Source organism: Nocardia sp. NPDC002869, assembly GCF_046764065.1.
GTDB classification, from domain to species: domain Bacteria; phylum Actinomycetota; class Actinomycetes; order Mycobacteriales; family Mycobacteriaceae; genus Nocardia; species Nocardia rhamnosiphila.
Genome location: NZ_JBKOOL010000142.1, coordinates 1 through 14,964, shown reverse-complemented (window position 1 = coordinate 14,964; position 14,964 = coordinate 1). Strand labels below are relative to the sequence as shown.

Annotated in this window: 9 protein-coding genes and 1 pseudogene; 7 read left to right on the top strand and 3 right to left on the bottom strand. The window is 71.7% G+C overall.

Annotated elements, in window-relative coordinates; translation table 11 throughout:
* From recC to recD, 3 genes are all read left to right on the top strand, one after another.
* Positions 1-2,973: exodeoxyribonuclease V subunit gamma (gene recC / locus ACLML9_RS22225; RefSeq protein ID WP_411947334.1), on the top strand; the 2,973-nt coding region annotated here is incomplete at its 5' end.
* Between the two features lie 37 nt (positions 2,974-3,010).
* Positions 3,011-6,376 (top strand): UvrD-helicase domain-containing protein, encoded by a 3,366-nt coding sequence (locus ACLML9_RS22220; RefSeq protein ID WP_411947333.1) that lies wholly within the window; start codon positions 3,011-3,013, stop codon positions 6,374-6,376.
* Positions 6,373-8,313 (top strand): exodeoxyribonuclease V subunit alpha, encoded by a 1,941-nt coding sequence (gene recD, locus ACLML9_RS22215; RefSeq protein WP_411947332.1) that lies wholly within the window; start codon positions 6,373-6,375, stop codon positions 8,311-8,313. Before ACLML9_RS22220 ends, recD begins: the two co-directional genes overlap by 4 nt.
* Before the next feature lie 56 nt (positions 8,314-8,369).
* Here the strand turns inward: recD and ACLML9_RS22210 are convergent, their stop codons facing one another.
* Complete coding sequence (locus ACLML9_RS22210; protein ID WP_411947331.1) at positions 8,370-9,077, bottom strand: TetR/AcrR family transcriptional regulator; 708 nt, start codon at positions 9,075-9,077, stop codon at positions 8,370-8,372.
* Between the two features lie 179 nt (positions 9,078-9,256).
* Between ACLML9_RS22210 and ACLML9_RS22205 the strand changes: the two genes are divergently transcribed.
* Both ACLML9_RS22205 and ACLML9_RS22200 read left to right on the top strand, forming a co-directional pair.
* Positions 9,257-10,828 carry a succinic semialdehyde dehydrogenase gene (locus ACLML9_RS22205; RefSeq protein ID WP_411947330.1) on the top strand — a complete coding sequence of 524 codons (1,572 nt, stop codon included), beginning with the start codon at positions 9,257-9,259 and terminating at the stop codon, positions 10,826-10,828.
* Positions 10,829-10,870: 42 nt separating this feature from the next.
* A complete protein-coding gene (locus ACLML9_RS22200) occupies positions 10,871-11,698 on the top strand; it encodes an SDR family NAD(P)-dependent oxidoreductase (RefSeq protein WP_411947329.1) in 828 nt (275 codons plus the stop codon).
* On the opposite strand, the gene ACLML9_RS22195 is transcribed toward ACLML9_RS22200, so the two are convergent.
* Together ACLML9_RS22195 and ACLML9_RS22190 are read right to left on the bottom strand one after the other, a co-directional pair.
* Positions 11,682-12,488 (bottom strand): putative protein N(5)-glutamine methyltransferase, encoded by an 807-nt coding sequence (locus ACLML9_RS22195; protein ID WP_411947328.1) that lies wholly within the window; start codon positions 12,486-12,488, stop codon positions 11,682-11,684. The two genes, ACLML9_RS22200 and ACLML9_RS22195, sit on opposite strands and share 17 nt — an antisense overlap.
* Before the next feature lie 59 nt (positions 12,489-12,547).
* The gene (locus ACLML9_RS22190; RefSeq protein ID WP_411947335.1) at positions 12,548-13,174 is read right to left on the bottom strand and encodes an NUDIX hydrolase; all 627 of its coding nucleotides are present in this window, start codon (positions 13,172-13,174) and stop codon (positions 12,548-12,550) included.
* Between the two features lie 106 nt (positions 13,175-13,280).
* Here ACLML9_RS22190 and ACLML9_RS22185 point away from each other — a divergent pair, with 106 nt between their 5' ends.
* The gene (locus ACLML9_RS22185; protein ID WP_411947327.1) at positions 13,281-13,712 is read left to right on the top strand and encodes an SDR family NAD(P)-dependent oxidoreductase; all 432 of its coding nucleotides are present in this window, start codon (positions 13,281-13,283) and stop codon (positions 13,710-13,712) included.
* Positions 13,713-13,815: 103 nt separating this feature from the next.
* Positions 13,816-14,953, top strand: a pseudogene (locus ACLML9_RS22180) (galactose-1-phosphate uridylyltransferase).
* Positions 14,954-14,964: the final 11 nt, after the last annotated feature.

Here is a 14,964-nt window from a genome sequence, read left to right as displayed (position 1 = left end):
GCGACGGCCGCCCGGCTGGCCGCGCTGTTCGAGAGCTACACCGTCCAGCGACCGACCCTGATCACCGAATGGTCGCGCGGCGACGATACCGACGGCACCGGCCGGCCCCTGCCCGACGACCTGAGCTGGCAGCCGGCCCTGTGGCGGCGGCTGCGCGAGGCGGTCGGCGCGCCCGATCCCGCCGAACGGCTGCACACCACCTGCGCGCGACTGCGAGCCGATCCGGGGGCGGTGGATCTCCCGCCGCGTCTATCGGTCTTCGGCGCGCCCCGGCTGCCCGCCGCGCACCTGGCGGTGCTCACCGCCGTGGCCGAGCACCGCGAGTTACATCTGTGGCTGGCGCATCCCAGCCCGGCCATGTGGGACGCGCTGGCCGGCACGGATCCACCACCGCAACGGGCGCGCGACGATTCGGTCACCCGGGTCCGGCACCCGCTGCTTGCGGGCCTGAGCCGGGACCTCCGGGAACTCCAGCTGCGCCTGCCCACGGCCGCCACCGACATGCGATATCCGGCGGGCGCGCAGGTCCGAGCCGGTGCCCCGGCAGCGCACGCGGACGACGCCGCCGGCCGGGACGAGCCGCCCGCGACCCTGCTCGAACAGGTTCAGCGGCACCTCCGTGACGACCGCTGGCCGCCCGGTCCCGGAACCTCCGGGGCGGACGGCAGCGTGCAGGTGCACGCGTGCCACGGCCCGGTCCGGCAGGTGGAAGTACTCCGGGAGTGCCTGCTCGGCCTCTTCGCCGCCGATCCGACGCTCGAACCCCGCGATGTGCTGATCATGTGCCCGGAGGTCGAGACATTCGCCCCGCTGCTGCGCGCCGCGTTCGGGCATCCCGGTCCGGCCGGCACGGAAACCCGTGCCGGCTCCGGACATCCGGGCCATCGGTTGCGGGTGCGCCTCGCCGATCGCGGCCGGGCGGTCACCAACCCGCTGCTCGGCGTGGTGGCGACACTGCTGGAACTGGCCCGCAGCCGGGTCACCGTCACCGAGGTGCTGGACCTGGCCGCCGACGAACCGGTGCGCCGCGCCTGCGGTTTCGACGACGACGATATCGAGCGGTTGCGGGAATGGGCGGTCGAGGCCGGCGCGCGGTGGGGCATCGGCCGGCGACAGCGGCAGGCCTTCGGCCTCGGTGATTTCGAGCAGAACACGGTGAACGCGGCCGTGGACCGGATCCTGCTCGGGGTCACTGCGGACGAGACCTCCGGGAGCTGGCTGGACCGGGTGCTGCCGCTCGACGATGTGGACAGCAACGATATCGATCTGGCCGGCCGGTTCGCCGAATACGTCGACCGGCTGGCCTCGGTGCTGCGGGATCTGCAGGGGCCCGGACCGGCGGCGCGGTGGACCGCGGTGCTGGACCGGGCCCTGGATCTGCTGACCGATGTGCCGGAGTCGCAGGCGTGGATCCGTACCGAGGCGCGCCGGGAGCTGACGGCCGCCACCGCCCACGCCGGTGCTGTCGAGCTGCGGCTGGCCGATCTCACCGGTCTGTTGCAGGAGCGCCTCGCCGCCGCCCCGACCCGGTCGAACTTCCGCACCGGTGAGCTCACCGTGTGCGGACTCTCCCCGATGCGATCGGTGCCGCACCGGGTGGTGGTGCTGCTGGGCGTGGACGACGAGATCTTCCCGCGCGGTGCGGGCATCGACGGTGACGAGGTCCCGGCCCGCCAACCGCTACTGGGCGAACGCGATCCGCGCTCCGAAGACCGGCAGCTGCTGCTGGACGCGATCACCGCCGCCCGCGACACCCTGGTGGTCGTGCACACCGGGGCGGATCCCGTCACCGGCGCCTACCGGCCGCCCGCCGTGCCGGTCGCCGAACTCCTCGATGCGCTGCGTGCCCACGTCGGTGCCGCCGGAATGGCCGAGGTGCTCACCCGTCATCCGCTGCAGGCCCATGATCCGCGCAATTTCGCCGCCGGGCGGCCGTTCAGTTTCGACAGTGTCGCCTTCGCGGGCGCCCGGGCGGCGGGTGCGGCACCCACCCCGCCACCGGAACTGCTCACCCGTACCCTGCCCGCTACCGAGACCACCGAGATCGGACTGGCGGAACTGATCTCGTTCCTGGAACATCCCGTGCGCGGTTTCCTGTGGCAGCGGCTCGGAGTGCGGGTCCCCGACCAGGACGACGATATCGCCGACCGGCTGCCCATCGAGTTCGGCGGACTGGAGACCTGGGCGCTGGGTGAGCGGATGCTCGCCGCGCGCCTGGCCGGCGCCGACCCGGCCGAACTGCGGGCCGCGGAATGGCGGCGCGGGATCCTGCCGCCCGCCGAACTCGGCCGCGCCGTACTGAACGAGGTGGAACGCACCGTCGAAACCCTGGTCCGGGCCGCCGCTCCCGATTACACCCAACCGCCGCGCGATATCGATATCTCGTTCGATCTGGGCGACGGGCGCCGCCTCACCGGCACGGTCGCCGAGGTGCGCGGAGAACTGCTGGTGCGCACCACCTATTCGCGGGTCGCGCCCAAACACCGGCTCGCGGCGTGGGTGTCGCTGCTGGCGCTGGCGGTCACCGACGAACGGTCGTGGCGGGCGGCGGTCACCGGCCGGGGCCGCTTCCCGACTCCGGCCTGGCGGGCCGAACTCACCGCGCCCGGTGCGGCCGAGGCGACGATGATGCTGCGCACCCTGGTCGCGCTGCGCGATGCCGGTCTCACCGAACCGCTGCCCATCTCCACGGCCACCACCGCGGCCTACGCCGAGGCGCGGTACCGGCGGCTGCCGCCGGAGGAGGCGATCGCCGCCGCCGACCGCGAGTTCGGCGGCGGGGACAAGACCAGGGATTTCGCCGAGCACACCGACCGGAATATGCGGTACGTCTGGGGTCCGGCACCCGACCTGCGCGACCTCACCACCGCCCCCGCACCGGCCGGGGAACCGATCGAGAACACTCGTTTCGGGTCGATCGCCCGCCGCCTGTGGGTGCCGCTGCTGCGCGCCGAACAGCAGGGGGCGCCGTGACCGCCGGAGCCGCCCGGAGCCGTGAAAGCGAGCAGCTGTGACCACGACCGCGCCCGCCCCGCCGGCCGAGCCGGGCAATGCGTTCGAGCTCTGCGGCCCGCTGCCGCACGGCACCACCGTCCTCGAGGCGAGTGCCGGTACCGGCAAGACCTACGCCATCGTCGGGCTCGCCGTCCGCTATGTCGCCGAGGCCGGTGTGGACATCTCCCGGCTGCTTCTGGTCACCTTCAGCCGCGCGGCGACCCAGGAACTGCGGATGCGCACCCGCGACCGGTTCGTCGCCGTCGCCGCCGCGCTCGCCGACCCCGAAGCGGCCCGGACCGCCTCCGATGAATTGATCCGGTATCTGGCCGATGCGGAGCCCGAGGAGGTTTCCGCGCGCCGGACCCGGCTGCGCGCCGCGCTCTCGGATTTCGATGCCGGGGTCATCGCCACGACCCACAGCTTCTGCCAGCGCATGCTGGCCGAACTCGGCCTGGCCGGGGATCTCGAGCCGGGTGCGCGCCTGGTGGAGGAGGCCGACGACCTCATCCGCACCGTCGTCGACGATCTGTACCTGGGCCGCTTCGCGCGGACCGCGGCGCCGTTCTCGGTGAAACAGGCTCAGCGGTTCGCGCTCGCGGCGGTGCGCGACCGGCAGGCCCGGCTCGCGCCCGATACCGACGAGGCGTCGGCGCAGCGGGTCGCCTTCGCGGCCGCGGTCCGTGCCGAAACCGAACGCCGGAAACGACTGGCAGGGTTGCGGGACTTCGACGATCTGCTGGTGTTGCTGCGCGATATCCTCGCCGACCCGGCGCGCGGTCCGGCCGCGTGCCGGCGTATCCGGGACCGCTACCACGTGGTGCTCGTCGACGAATTCCAGGACACCGATCCGCTGCAGTGGGAGATCCTGCGCCGGGCCTTCCACGGCCACAACCCGCTGGTCCTGGTGGGCGACCCGAAACAGGCGATCTACGCGTTCCGGGGCGCCGAGGTGCTGAGCTATCTGGATGCGGTCGGCCATGCCACCGCGCGCCGCGAGCTCACCACCAACCGGCGCAGCGACGCGGGGCTGCTCGTCGCGCTCGAACATCTGCTGGGCGGCGCGGCATTGGGCCACGACGAGATCGTGGTGCCCGCCGTCGCACCCACCCAGCCGTGGAGCCGGTTGCGCGGTCCCGCCGAGTTGACCACCGCCCTGCGACTGCGATGCCTGCCGCGGACCGGCGCGGGCCCGCGCGGCGCTTCCGGGTTCCCGAACATCCACCGGCAGCGGGCCCGGGTCGCGGCCGATGTGGCGGCCGATATCGTCGCCCTTCTCGAATCCGGGACGGTCGTCACGGATTCGCCGGGCACCCGGGTGGGGCGGGCGGCCTCGGACGACCCGGCCGGCGCCACCCGGGAACGGGCGGTGGGCCCCGGGGATATCGCGGTGCTGGTGCGCACCCATACGCAGCTCGAGGTCGTGCGGGGCGCGCTGGAACGTGCCGGGGTTCCGGTGGTCCTGGCCGGTGGTAGCAGTATTTTCGCGACCCGCAGTGCCACCGACTGGCTGTGGGTGTTGCGCGCGCTGGAACAGCCGCATCGCGCGGACCGGGTCCGGCTGGCCGCGCTCACCCCGCTGTTCGGGCACACCGCCGCCGAGATCGACACCGGGGGAGCGGACCTGGTGGGCCGGGTCAGTGCCGAGCTGCGGGACGCGGCCCGGCTGTTCGCCCGGGCCGGTTTCGCCGCCGTGTTCGACGAACTGGCCACCGGGACCCGGCTGGCGCCGCGGTTGCTCGCTGTCGAACACGGCGAACGCCGGCTCACCGATATCCGGCATCTCGCCCAGCTGCTCGACGAGATCTCGGTGACCGAGGCCCTCGGTCTCACCGCGCTCACCCGATGGCTGGCCGACCGGGTCCGTGATCCCGCGTCGGGCTCGGTTCCGGGCCGCAGCCGCCGGCTCGACCGGGATATCGCGGCCGTGCAGATCGCGACCGTCCATGCCAGCAAGGGGCTCGAATTCCCGGTCGTGTATCTGCCTTTCGCCTGGGACAGTTCCGCCGACCCCAAGCCCGCCACCCTGCTGATGCACGAGGACGGCGCGCGGGTGCTGGATATCGGTGGGCCGGACGCCCCCGGGTACGCGGCCCGCAAGGAACGTGCCGACAGTGAATCCGCGGGTGAGGAACTGCGCCTGTGCTATGTGGCCCTGACCAGGGCGTGCTGCCAGGTGGTCGCCTGGTGGGCGCCCTCGTTCGGCACCGCGGCCGCACCGCTGCACCGGTTGCTGTTCGGCCGGGCGCCCGGGGCGGCGCAGCCGAGTGCGCGGGCCGCGGTCGCCGAGGACGCCGCGGTGGTCGACCGGCTCCGGGCCTGGGCGGCCGGGGCGGGTGAGTCGATCTCGGTGACCGCCGCCGACCCGGCCGCCGACCCACCGGCCTATCGGCCGCCGGCCGATACCCTGTCCGGTGCGGTGGCCGTCGCCGCTTTCGACCGGGAGATCGACGAGCACTGGCGGCGCACCTCGTATTCGGCACTCACCGCCGCCGCCCATCCGCCGGTCCCGGAGTCCGAACCGGTGGATGCCCCTGGTCTCGGCGACGAACCCGAGGCTCCGGCCCCGCCGGCGGCACCCGAACCCGGCCCCGGCGCACCCTCGCTCATGAACGAACTGCCCTACGGCGCCGAATTCGGCACCCTGGTGCACGGAGTGCTCGAGCATGTCGACACCGAGGCCCCGGATCTGGTCGCCGAGGTACGCGCGCGGTGCGCCGAAGCGATCGGTGAAATGCTCTCCACCGCCGATCCGGAACTGCTGACCACGGCCCTGGTGGAGGTCCTGCGCACCCCGATCGGTTTCGGCGCCCTCGCCGATATCCCCGGCCGGGACCGACTGTGCGAGCTCGAATTCGAACTGCCGCTCGCCGGCGGTGACCTCCCGTCCGGTGCGGCCGCCACGCTGGGCCGCCTTGCCGCCACCGTGCGCGCACACCTGGACCCCGGCGACGATTTCCACGCCTACGCCGACGAACTCGACACCCTCGAGGACGTACCGTTACGCGGATATCTCACCGGCAGTATCGACGCGGTGCTGCGCACCCCGGACCAGCGTTACGTCATCGTCGACTACAAGACGAACCGGCTGGGCACCGGCGACCTCACCGTCGCTCATTACACCCGCGACCGGATGGCGGCGGAGATGGTCCGCTCCCACTATCCGCTGCAGGCGCTGCTGTACTCGGTCGCGCTGCACCGGTACCTGCGCTGGCGGCTGTCCGGTTACGATCCCGCGGTTCACCTCGGCGGTACCCGCTATCTCTTCGTGCGCGGCATGGTCGGGCCCGAGACCCCCGAGGGTGCCGGAGTTTTCGACTGGACACCGCCGCCCGGCCTGATCGTCGCCCTGTCGGACCTGCTCGCCGGAGGTGCGGCGTGATCCCCATCCGGGTGGCGCAGCGGGGGACCGGGATCCTGCGCGAGTTCAACGAGGCCGGGGTGCTCTCGGCGGCCGATGTGCACGTGGCCGAACGGCTGGGCCGGTTCGGCGGGGAAGACCGGGAACTGGTCCTGTTCGCCGCCGCGCTGGCGGTGCGCGCCGTGCGGTCGGGGTCGGTGTGCCTGGACCTCACCCGGATGCGGGATATCGGTGTGGACGCCGACGAGGAACGGGCGGAGCTGCCGGTCGCGCCCGCGGACCTGCCGTGGCCCGACGAGGCACGAGTTGTCGAGGCATTACGGGAGAGCCCGCTGGTGCTGGGCGGTCCGGCCGGGCCGCTGCGTCCGCTGCGGCTCACCGATCCGTCCCGTGCGGGTATGGGCCCGCTGCTCTACCTGGATCGGTACTACCAGCAGGAGCAGATGATCCGCCGGGTGCTCACCGCCCGCGCCGCCGACCATCCGAGCACCGACCCCGCGGTGGTGCGCCGCGAACTGGACCGGTTGTTCGGCCCACCGGCCGGTGCCGTGGACCGGCAGCGCATCGCCGCCGCACTCGCCGCCACCCACTGGACCACGGTCGTCGCCGGTGGGCCCGGTACGGGCAAGACGCACACCATCGCCCGGATCCTTGCGTTGCTCGTCGCACAGTACGCCGCCGGTCCCGCGGGCGCCGCGCCGCCGCGGATCGCGCTGGCCGCGCCCACCGGGAAGGCGGCCGCCCGGCTGCAGGAGGCCGTCCGGGACCAGGCGCTCGCCCTGGGTCTGCCGGAGCTGTCCGCCGCCACCCTGCACCGGCTGCTCGGCTGGCAACGCGGCCGTACCACCCGGTTCCGGTATCACGAACACAATCGGCTGCCCTACGACGTGGTGGTCGTGGACGAGACGTCCATGGTTTCGCTGACCATGATGAGCAGGCTGCTCGCGGCGCTGCGTCCCGATACCCGGCTCGTGTTTGCGGGCGACCCGGATCAGCTCGCCTCGGTGGACGCGGGCGCGGTGCTCGCCGATATGGTGGCCGCTCCGTTTCCCGGGACCGCCGACCCGTCGTTCGAGGAGGTGCTCGGCGGCGAACTCGCGGCGGCCCGGGCGGCCGGGACCACGGACGCCGACCCGCCCGATGCCGAGGCGCTCACCGAAACGGAACGGGACCGCTTGCGCGGCGGCATCATCCGGTTGACCCGGGGCCGCCGGTTCGGCGGCCGGATCGCCGATCTCGCCGTCGCCGTCCGGGCCGGCGATACCGAGTCCGCGCTGGAATTGCTGCGGGCCGGCGGCGATATGCTCGAACTGGCCGGTCCGGACGAGATCGCTGCCGTCCGAGCAGATGTCGTCACCACCGCGCAGCGGGTCGCCACCGCCGCCCGCGCCGGTGACGCGGCGGCCGCGCTCGCCGCCTTCGAATCGCATCGGCTGCTGTGCGCCCACCGCCGCGGTCCGTACGGAGTCGAACAGTGGGACCGCACCGCCGCCGAATGGGCCGCGGCGGCGGGTTCGGGCCCCGAGAACCGGTACGGCACCTGGTATCCGGGCCAGCCCCTGCTGGTGACGGCCAACGACCACGAGGCCCGGATCTACAACGGCGACACCGGAGTGGTGGTGTGCCGTCCGGACGGGTCGCTGCGGGTGGCGTTGCAGCGCGGGGACCAGCCGTTCCTGGTCCATCCCACCCAGTTCCCCGCCGTCGTCACGGTCTTCGCCATGACCATCCATCGCAGTCAGGGCAGCCAATACGACGCGGTGACCATCGTCCTGCCGGAACCGGGTTCCAGTCTGCTCACCCGCGAACTCCTCTATACCGCGATCACCCGCGCCCGCCGGCACGTACGCATTCTGGGTACCGAGGAGGCCATTCGCTCGGCGATCGACCGACATGTCCTGCGCGCCAGCGGCCTCGGTCCGGACGACGTGAGCGCGGTGCCCGGCCCGGAACTCTGACTTCGCCGGGCCGGTCGCGTTGCCGCGTGGCGGGGCTCGGTGTGCCGGTGTCGCGGTCAGCTGCCGGGGGTGTCGCCCGGGGCGGCGGGGAAGATTCCGGGCAGGCTCATCGCGTAGTGCAGATCGCCGGTGTTGCCGAGGGTGGCGAGTACCACGCGGATCATGGTCGGCCGCGCCGCGGCCACGGTGTCCGGGTCGGGTTCGCTGCCCGGTTCGGCGGCGGCCGATATCCGGTAGACCACGTATTCGCACACATGCAGCGCCGCGTCGAGATCGAGGGGCGCGGGAACCGGGCGGCCCAGTTCGGTGAACTTGGTGCGGACGATGGCGCGGATCCCGTCCAGCGCGTTGTTGCGGTACTCCGACACCGGTGACCCCGGGTCGTGGAGTTCGGCGAACAGCGGCCGCAGCATGGGCCCGTGCCCGCGCGCCCAGTCGAGGTAGGCGTCGATGAGCCGGATCCCGAGATCCACTCCCTCACCGGACGCCTCGAGGGCGGCCGCTATCCCGCCGACGAGTTCGGCGTTGGAGATATCGAGGACCGCGTTGAGCGGTTCGGTGGCGTTGGCGAAATAGCGGTAGAAGGTCGGGCGCGACAATCCCGCCTGCTCGATGATCTGCGCGACGCTCGACCCCCGGGAGCCGTTGCGGGTGAACACCTCGGCGGTGGCCCGCACGATCCGGGCGCGCACCTGATCGGCCTGTTCCGGCGTCTGCGGTGGCCGGCCGCGCCGCGGTGTCCGGTCGGTGTTCGAGGCGCTCACGACGCGGCCGCCGCCGGGTCTGTGAAATCCCACAGCTTCCGGTGGTTCCGGACTGTTGCACGGAACGGAGCCCTTGACACGGCGTACGGCACGAGGATTACCCTAACACCGCTGTTCAATTAATCATTCCGCTGTGGTTCTGCGGCCGCGGCGCGCGAACGCCCAGGAGAACGCCGACCATGACGACCGCCCAGCGTCCCACCGCCACCGGCGTACTGACCCCGGATCTGGTGAAACCGCTGCTCGCGCGGGCCGCGGCCGGCGGCGCCCCGGCCGTCACGGTGCACGCGCCGGCCACGGGGGAGCGGATCGCCGAACTGCCGCAGTCCTCGGTCGCCGATATCGAGGCCGCGTTCGACCGCGCGCGTACCGCGCAGCGGCGGTGGGCGCAGGTCCCGGTCCGTGAGCGGGCCGCGGTACTGCGGCGTTTCCACGACCTGGTGCTGGCCGAACAGGACACCATCCTCGATATCGTCCAGACCGAGACCGGCAAGTCCCGGGCGCACGCCTTCGACGAGGTCGGCGATGTCGCCGTCAACTCCCGGTACTACGCCGCCACCGCGCCCAAACTGCTCGCGCGCCGCAATCCGCGCGGCGTGCTGCCGGTACTCACCGATGTGCAGGTGCATCAGCGGGCCAAGGGCGTGGTCGCGGTGATCTCGCCGTGGAACTACCCTCTCGCGCTGGCCGTCTCCGACGCGCTACCCGCCCTGGTCGCGGGAAACGCGGTGGTCGGCCGCCCGGACAACCAGACCGCGCTCACCGCGCTGTGGGCGGTGGACGCGGCGGTCCGCGCCGGGCTCCCGGAAGACCTCTGGCAGATCGTGCTGGGCCGCGGCTCGGTGATCGGCGGTGAGGTGATCGACCGGGCCGACTACGTCGACTACACCGGTTCCAGCGCCACCGGCCGTACCATCGGCCGCCAGGCCGGTGAACGTCTCATCGGCTGCTCGCTCGAGCTGGGTGGCAAGAACCCGCTGCTGGTGCTGTCGGATGCCGACCCCGTCGCGGCCGCCCGCACCGCGGTCCGGGCCAGTTTCGCCTCCGCCGGTCAGCTCTGCGAATCCATGGAACGCATTTATGTCCACGAGGCCGTCCACGATCGCTTCGTGGACGAATTCGTCACGGCGGTCAAGGCGTTGAAGCTGGGCTCGCCGCTGGACTACTCCACCGATATGGGGTCGCTGACCTTCCCACGGCAACTCGATACGGTCCGTGCCCACGTCGACGACGCCGTCGCCAAGGGCGCGACGGTGCTCGCCGGCGGCGTCCACCGTCCCGACCTGGGCCCGTACTTCTACGAACCCACCGTGCTCACCGATGTCACCGCCGAGATGACGGTCTACCGCGAGGAGACCTTCGGTCCGGTCGTCTCGATCTACAAGGTGGCCACCGACGACGAGGCCGTGACCCAGGCCAACGACACCCCCTACGGGCTCAATGCCAGTGTCTGGACCCGCAGCGCAGCCCGGGGCCGGGAATTCGCCGCGCGGATCAACGCGGGCTCGGTGAACGTGAACGAGGGTTTCATCGCCGCGTGGGGTAGTGCCGACGCGCCGTCGGGCGGGATGGGCATCTCCGGAACCGGCCGGCGACACGGCCCGGAGGGGCTGCTGAAGTACGTCGACACGCAGACCATCGCGGTGCAGCGGATGCTGCCGATCGCGCCGTTGCCGGGGATGTCGGAGGCGATGTGGGCGAAGACCATGACACTCTACTTACGGGTCATGAAGACGCTGCGCCAGAAGTAGGCCACTTCCTCGGCTCACTGCGACGACAAGGATCCGAAAGCGATGAAACTGGATACGGTGGCCGGTAAGAAGGTGCTGATCACCGGGGCCGCCATGGGTCTGGGCAAACTCTTCGCCGCCCGGGCGGTGCGCGAGGGTGCCGCCGCCGTGGTGCTCTGGGATATCAACGACACCGCGCTGCGCGAGACCGCCGCCGAACTGACCGCGGCCGGTGGCACCGTGCACACCTACCCGGTCGACGTCTCCGACAGCGACGCGGTCGCCACGGCCGCCGCCGCGGCGCGGGCCGATGCCGGTGATATCGATGTCCTGGTGAACAATGCCGGGATCGTCCGCGGAAACACCTACTTCTGGGAAACGAAGGACCGCAACGATATCGACAAGACCATGGCGATCAATTCGCTGGCGCCGATGTATGTGACCCTGGAATTCCTGCCGGCGATGGTCGCCGGGACCACCGAGGCCCGGGTACTCACCATCGCCTCCTCGGCCGGGCTGGTGCACAACCCCCGGATGAGTGTGTACGCGGCATCGAAATGGGCGGCGCTGGGCTGGTCGGATTCGGTGCGCATCGAACTCGAACAGGCCGGTCACGACCATGTCAAGGTCACCACTGTATGCCCGACCTATATCGATACCGGAATGTTCGAGGGCGCCACGGGGTTCTGGCTCACCCCGATCCTGGACCGGCACAAGGTCGTCGACAAGTCCTGGACCGAGATGAAGAAGGGCACGCCGCTGGTGATCCTGCCGTGGACCTCGCGCCTGAACAAGGCGCTGTCCGGTGTGCTGCCGCTCAAACTGCGGGATCTGTTCCTGAACACCGTCGGCGTCTACCACTCGATGGACGAGTTCACCGGCCGCAAGTAGCCGCCGGACGCCGGCCCACGGCCACCGTGGCGTCGAGGTCCGGCGAGCGCACGATCCGGGCGGTGAGCCCACCGGCGGTGAGGAGATCCGTGGCGGCCGGCACCTGATCGATACCTATCTCGATCAGCAGAGACCCGCCCGGTGCCAGCCATCCGGCCGCCGCCGCCGCGGTGCGCCGGGCCAGCGTCAGACCGTCGGGCCCGCCGTCGAGGGCCACCTGGGGTTCGTGTTCGCGGGCCTCCGGTGGCAGCCGCGCGATCTGGCCGGACGGGACATACGGGGTGTTGGCGAGCAGGATATCGATCCGGCCGCGCAGTTCTTCCGGTAGTGCGTCGAAGAGATCGCCCTGGTGTACCCGGCCGCCGACGGCAGCGAGATTGTCGCGGGCGCAGGCCACCGCCACGGGGTCGATATCGGCGGCCACCAATTCCACCGGCTGCGGGCCGAGTGCGGTGCGCAGGGCCAGGCCCAGGGCTCCCGAGCCGCAGCACAGGTCGACCACCGTGCGTACCGGGTGGTCCGCGGCCAGCGTCAGTGCCTCGTCCACGAGCAGGGCCGAGCGTTGCCGCGGGACGAACACTCCGTCCCGGACGCCGATCCGGAGGCCGCGGAACTGTACCCAGCCGAGCAGATGCTCCAGCGGAGTGCCTGCGATCCGGCGGGTCAGCAGGGCCGCCAGTTCCTCGTCCGAAGTCGCGGCTTCGCTCAGTAACCGCGCTTCCTCCTCCGCGAACACGCAGCCGGCAGCACGGAGCCGCCGGGTGATCTCGGCGGTGTCGAAAGAGGTCATGGGCACAGTGTGTCGGCTCCGTACGCCGTGCGCACCGGAAATACCGGGGCGGCGGCCGGCTATCGGTCGGCGGTGAAGGACCAGACGGCGGCCGGCCGGCCAGTGGCCTTGGTACGGCGGCGCTCGTCGGTCTTGTGCAGCCCCGGTATCCCGGCGAGCGTGCGGTTGAGGTTCGCCGCATCGGGCCGGGCGCCGAGCAGGGAGGTCGTGAGGTCGACCGCACGGGTTGCCGGGAACTCGTCGCCCAACAGGGCCCGGGTCAGCGACAGATCTTTCCAGAGCAGGCCCGACAGCAGGCCGCGCGCCGCGGCCACAATGCTGTCGTGATCGAAGGCCAGTGCCGGGGCGTCGTCGAACGAGGCCCACTGCCCGGGGCCGTCGTGCTGTGCGGTCACCGCCCACATGACGATCGACAGCGTGGGGCCGCGGGGATCGCGAGTGGGCTCGTCGAAGGTGACCAGCTGACCGACCGGGCCGATGGCGCCGTCGGGTACACCGAGTTTGGTGTGCACGGCCCGGTGCGCCGCCTCGGCGAGGCGTTCGCCGCGCCCCAGCAGGACACCGGGTAACGCGACGTGCCCGGTGAAGGGCTCGTGCGGGCGTGCCGCAATTCCGAAGGTGGCCGCGGCGTCGTCGGCCCAGAACCGCAACGCCACGACATCCACCGATACCGCCGATTGGTCCACAGCACCCATACTGCCGTATCCCTCGCCAGGTCCCGCCCGTGGGGTATTGTCATTCTTGTAATGGAGAATGATATTCTCCCGAGGATCGGGAAGTGAGAACGCGGATATGGGCGCACCCGCGCCGGATGGAAAAGTAGCTGTGGTGGCCGGTGGTGCCACCGGGCTCGGCGCCGCGACGGCCGTCCGGCTCGGTGCTCAGGGTTGGCGTGTCGTCGTCGGCGACCTCCGCAAAACCGATGCCGCGGGCACCTCCGAGAAGATCGCCGCGGCCGGGGGTGTCGCCCTCGCGGTGGCCTTCGACCTGGCCGATCCGGTATCGGTCGCCGGTCTGTTCGAGCAGGCGACCCGCCGATTCGGCGGAGTGGACGCGCTGTTCGATGCCGGGGCGGATATGCGCACGCTGCGCCAGTTCGGTGGCCCGCCGGGCGCGACGGTCCCGGCCGTGCGCGGTGAGCACCACCGGGACGCCGAGGAACCCGTGCCGGTCGGCGCCGCGCCCCTCCGCACGGGCCCGGTCTCGGAGTCGATCCGCCGGTGAACCTCTGCCCACTGCGCCGTGCCACCGTGCCCGACCCGCCGCTACCACGGCCGGCCGGCCGGTGCGCGCGGCTCGTTATCGTGAACCGGTGCCCAGCCGCATCGTGAAGCGCACCGCGAAACTGGCCGACGGCCGGGATCTCATCTACTACGACGACGCCGATACCCGCCTCGGGCCCGAACGCCGTATCGACACGCGCCGGCTGGAACCCAGACCGCCGACCGCGGTGATGCGCCAGGATGTCCTCACCGGCGAATGGATCTCCATCGCCGCGGCGCGGCAGAGCCGGGTGGTGCTACCGCCGGCCGATCGTGACCCGCTCGCTCCGCAGACCCCGGGCAACCCGTCGGAGATACCCGATCAGTACGACGTCGCGGTCTTCGAGAACCGATCCCCGTCCTTCGGCCCCGCGCCGGCGAACGAGCCGGCCGGTTCTCCGCCGGTCCCGGCCGGACCCGACGATATGGCCGCCCTCGGGTTCGACCGGGAACGTGTGGCGGTCGGACGCTGCGAAGTCGTGTGCTTCAGCCCGGCGCCCGAGGGGTCCTTCGGCGATCTCACCCCCGGCCGGGCCCGCACAGTGATCGAGGCCTGGGCCGATCGCACCGCCGAACTGTCCGCGTTGCCCGGGGTCGAGCAGGTGTTCCCGTTCGAGAACCGCGGCGAAGCCATCGGCGTCACCCTGCCGCATCCCCACGGCCAGATCTACGCCTATCCCTATGTCACGCCGCGGACAGCCCGGGTACTCGATTCCGTGCGACGACTCGGACCGGACCTGTTCCAGCGCATCCTGGACGGTGAACGCGCGGGTGGACGCGTCGTCCTGGCCGGGGAGCGGTGGACGGCGTTCGTCCCGTTCGCGGCCCGGTGGCCGATCGAGGTACATCTGCTCCCGCCACCGGCACATCCCGGACTTCGCGGCCACTGGCGAGGCGGAGCGGGACGAACTCGCCACCCTGTACCTGCGGCTGCTACGCGGGATCGACGCCCTCTACGAGGATCCGACGCCCTATATCGCCGCGTGGCATCAGGCGCCCGTCCACACCGGCCGCGAGACAGTCCGTCTGCATCTCCAGCTGACCTCGATCCGGCGCGGTGCGGACAAGATCAAGTACCTGGCCGGTTCCGAATCGGCGATGGGCGCGTTCATCGCCGATATCCCACCCGATGCGGCCGCCGCCCCCCGGCGGGCGGCGGGGGGCCATCGGCAGAGGGGGGGGGGGGGTGAGAGGGTTGTATAGAGGGGGGTGAT

What these genes read in the sequence shown, in the direction of transcription:
- ACLML9_RS22185 (WP_411947327.1), top strand. Translation starts at nt 13,281, where the DNA reads ATGGGCGCACCCGCGCCGGATGGAAAAGTAGCTGTGGTGGCCGGTGGT.
- ACLML9_RS22200 (WP_411947329.1), top strand. Translation starts at nt 10,871, where the DNA reads ATGAAACTGGATACGGTGGCCGGTAAGAAGGTGCTGATCACCGGGGCC.
- ACLML9_RS22195 (WP_411947328.1), bottom strand. Translation starts at nt 12,488, where the DNA reads ATGACCTCTTTCGACACCGCCGAGATCACCCGGCGGCTCCGTGCTGCC.
- ACLML9_RS22205 (WP_411947330.1), top strand. Translation starts at nt 9,257, where the DNA reads ATGACGACCGCCCAGCGTCCCACCGCCACCGGCGTACTGACCCCGGAT.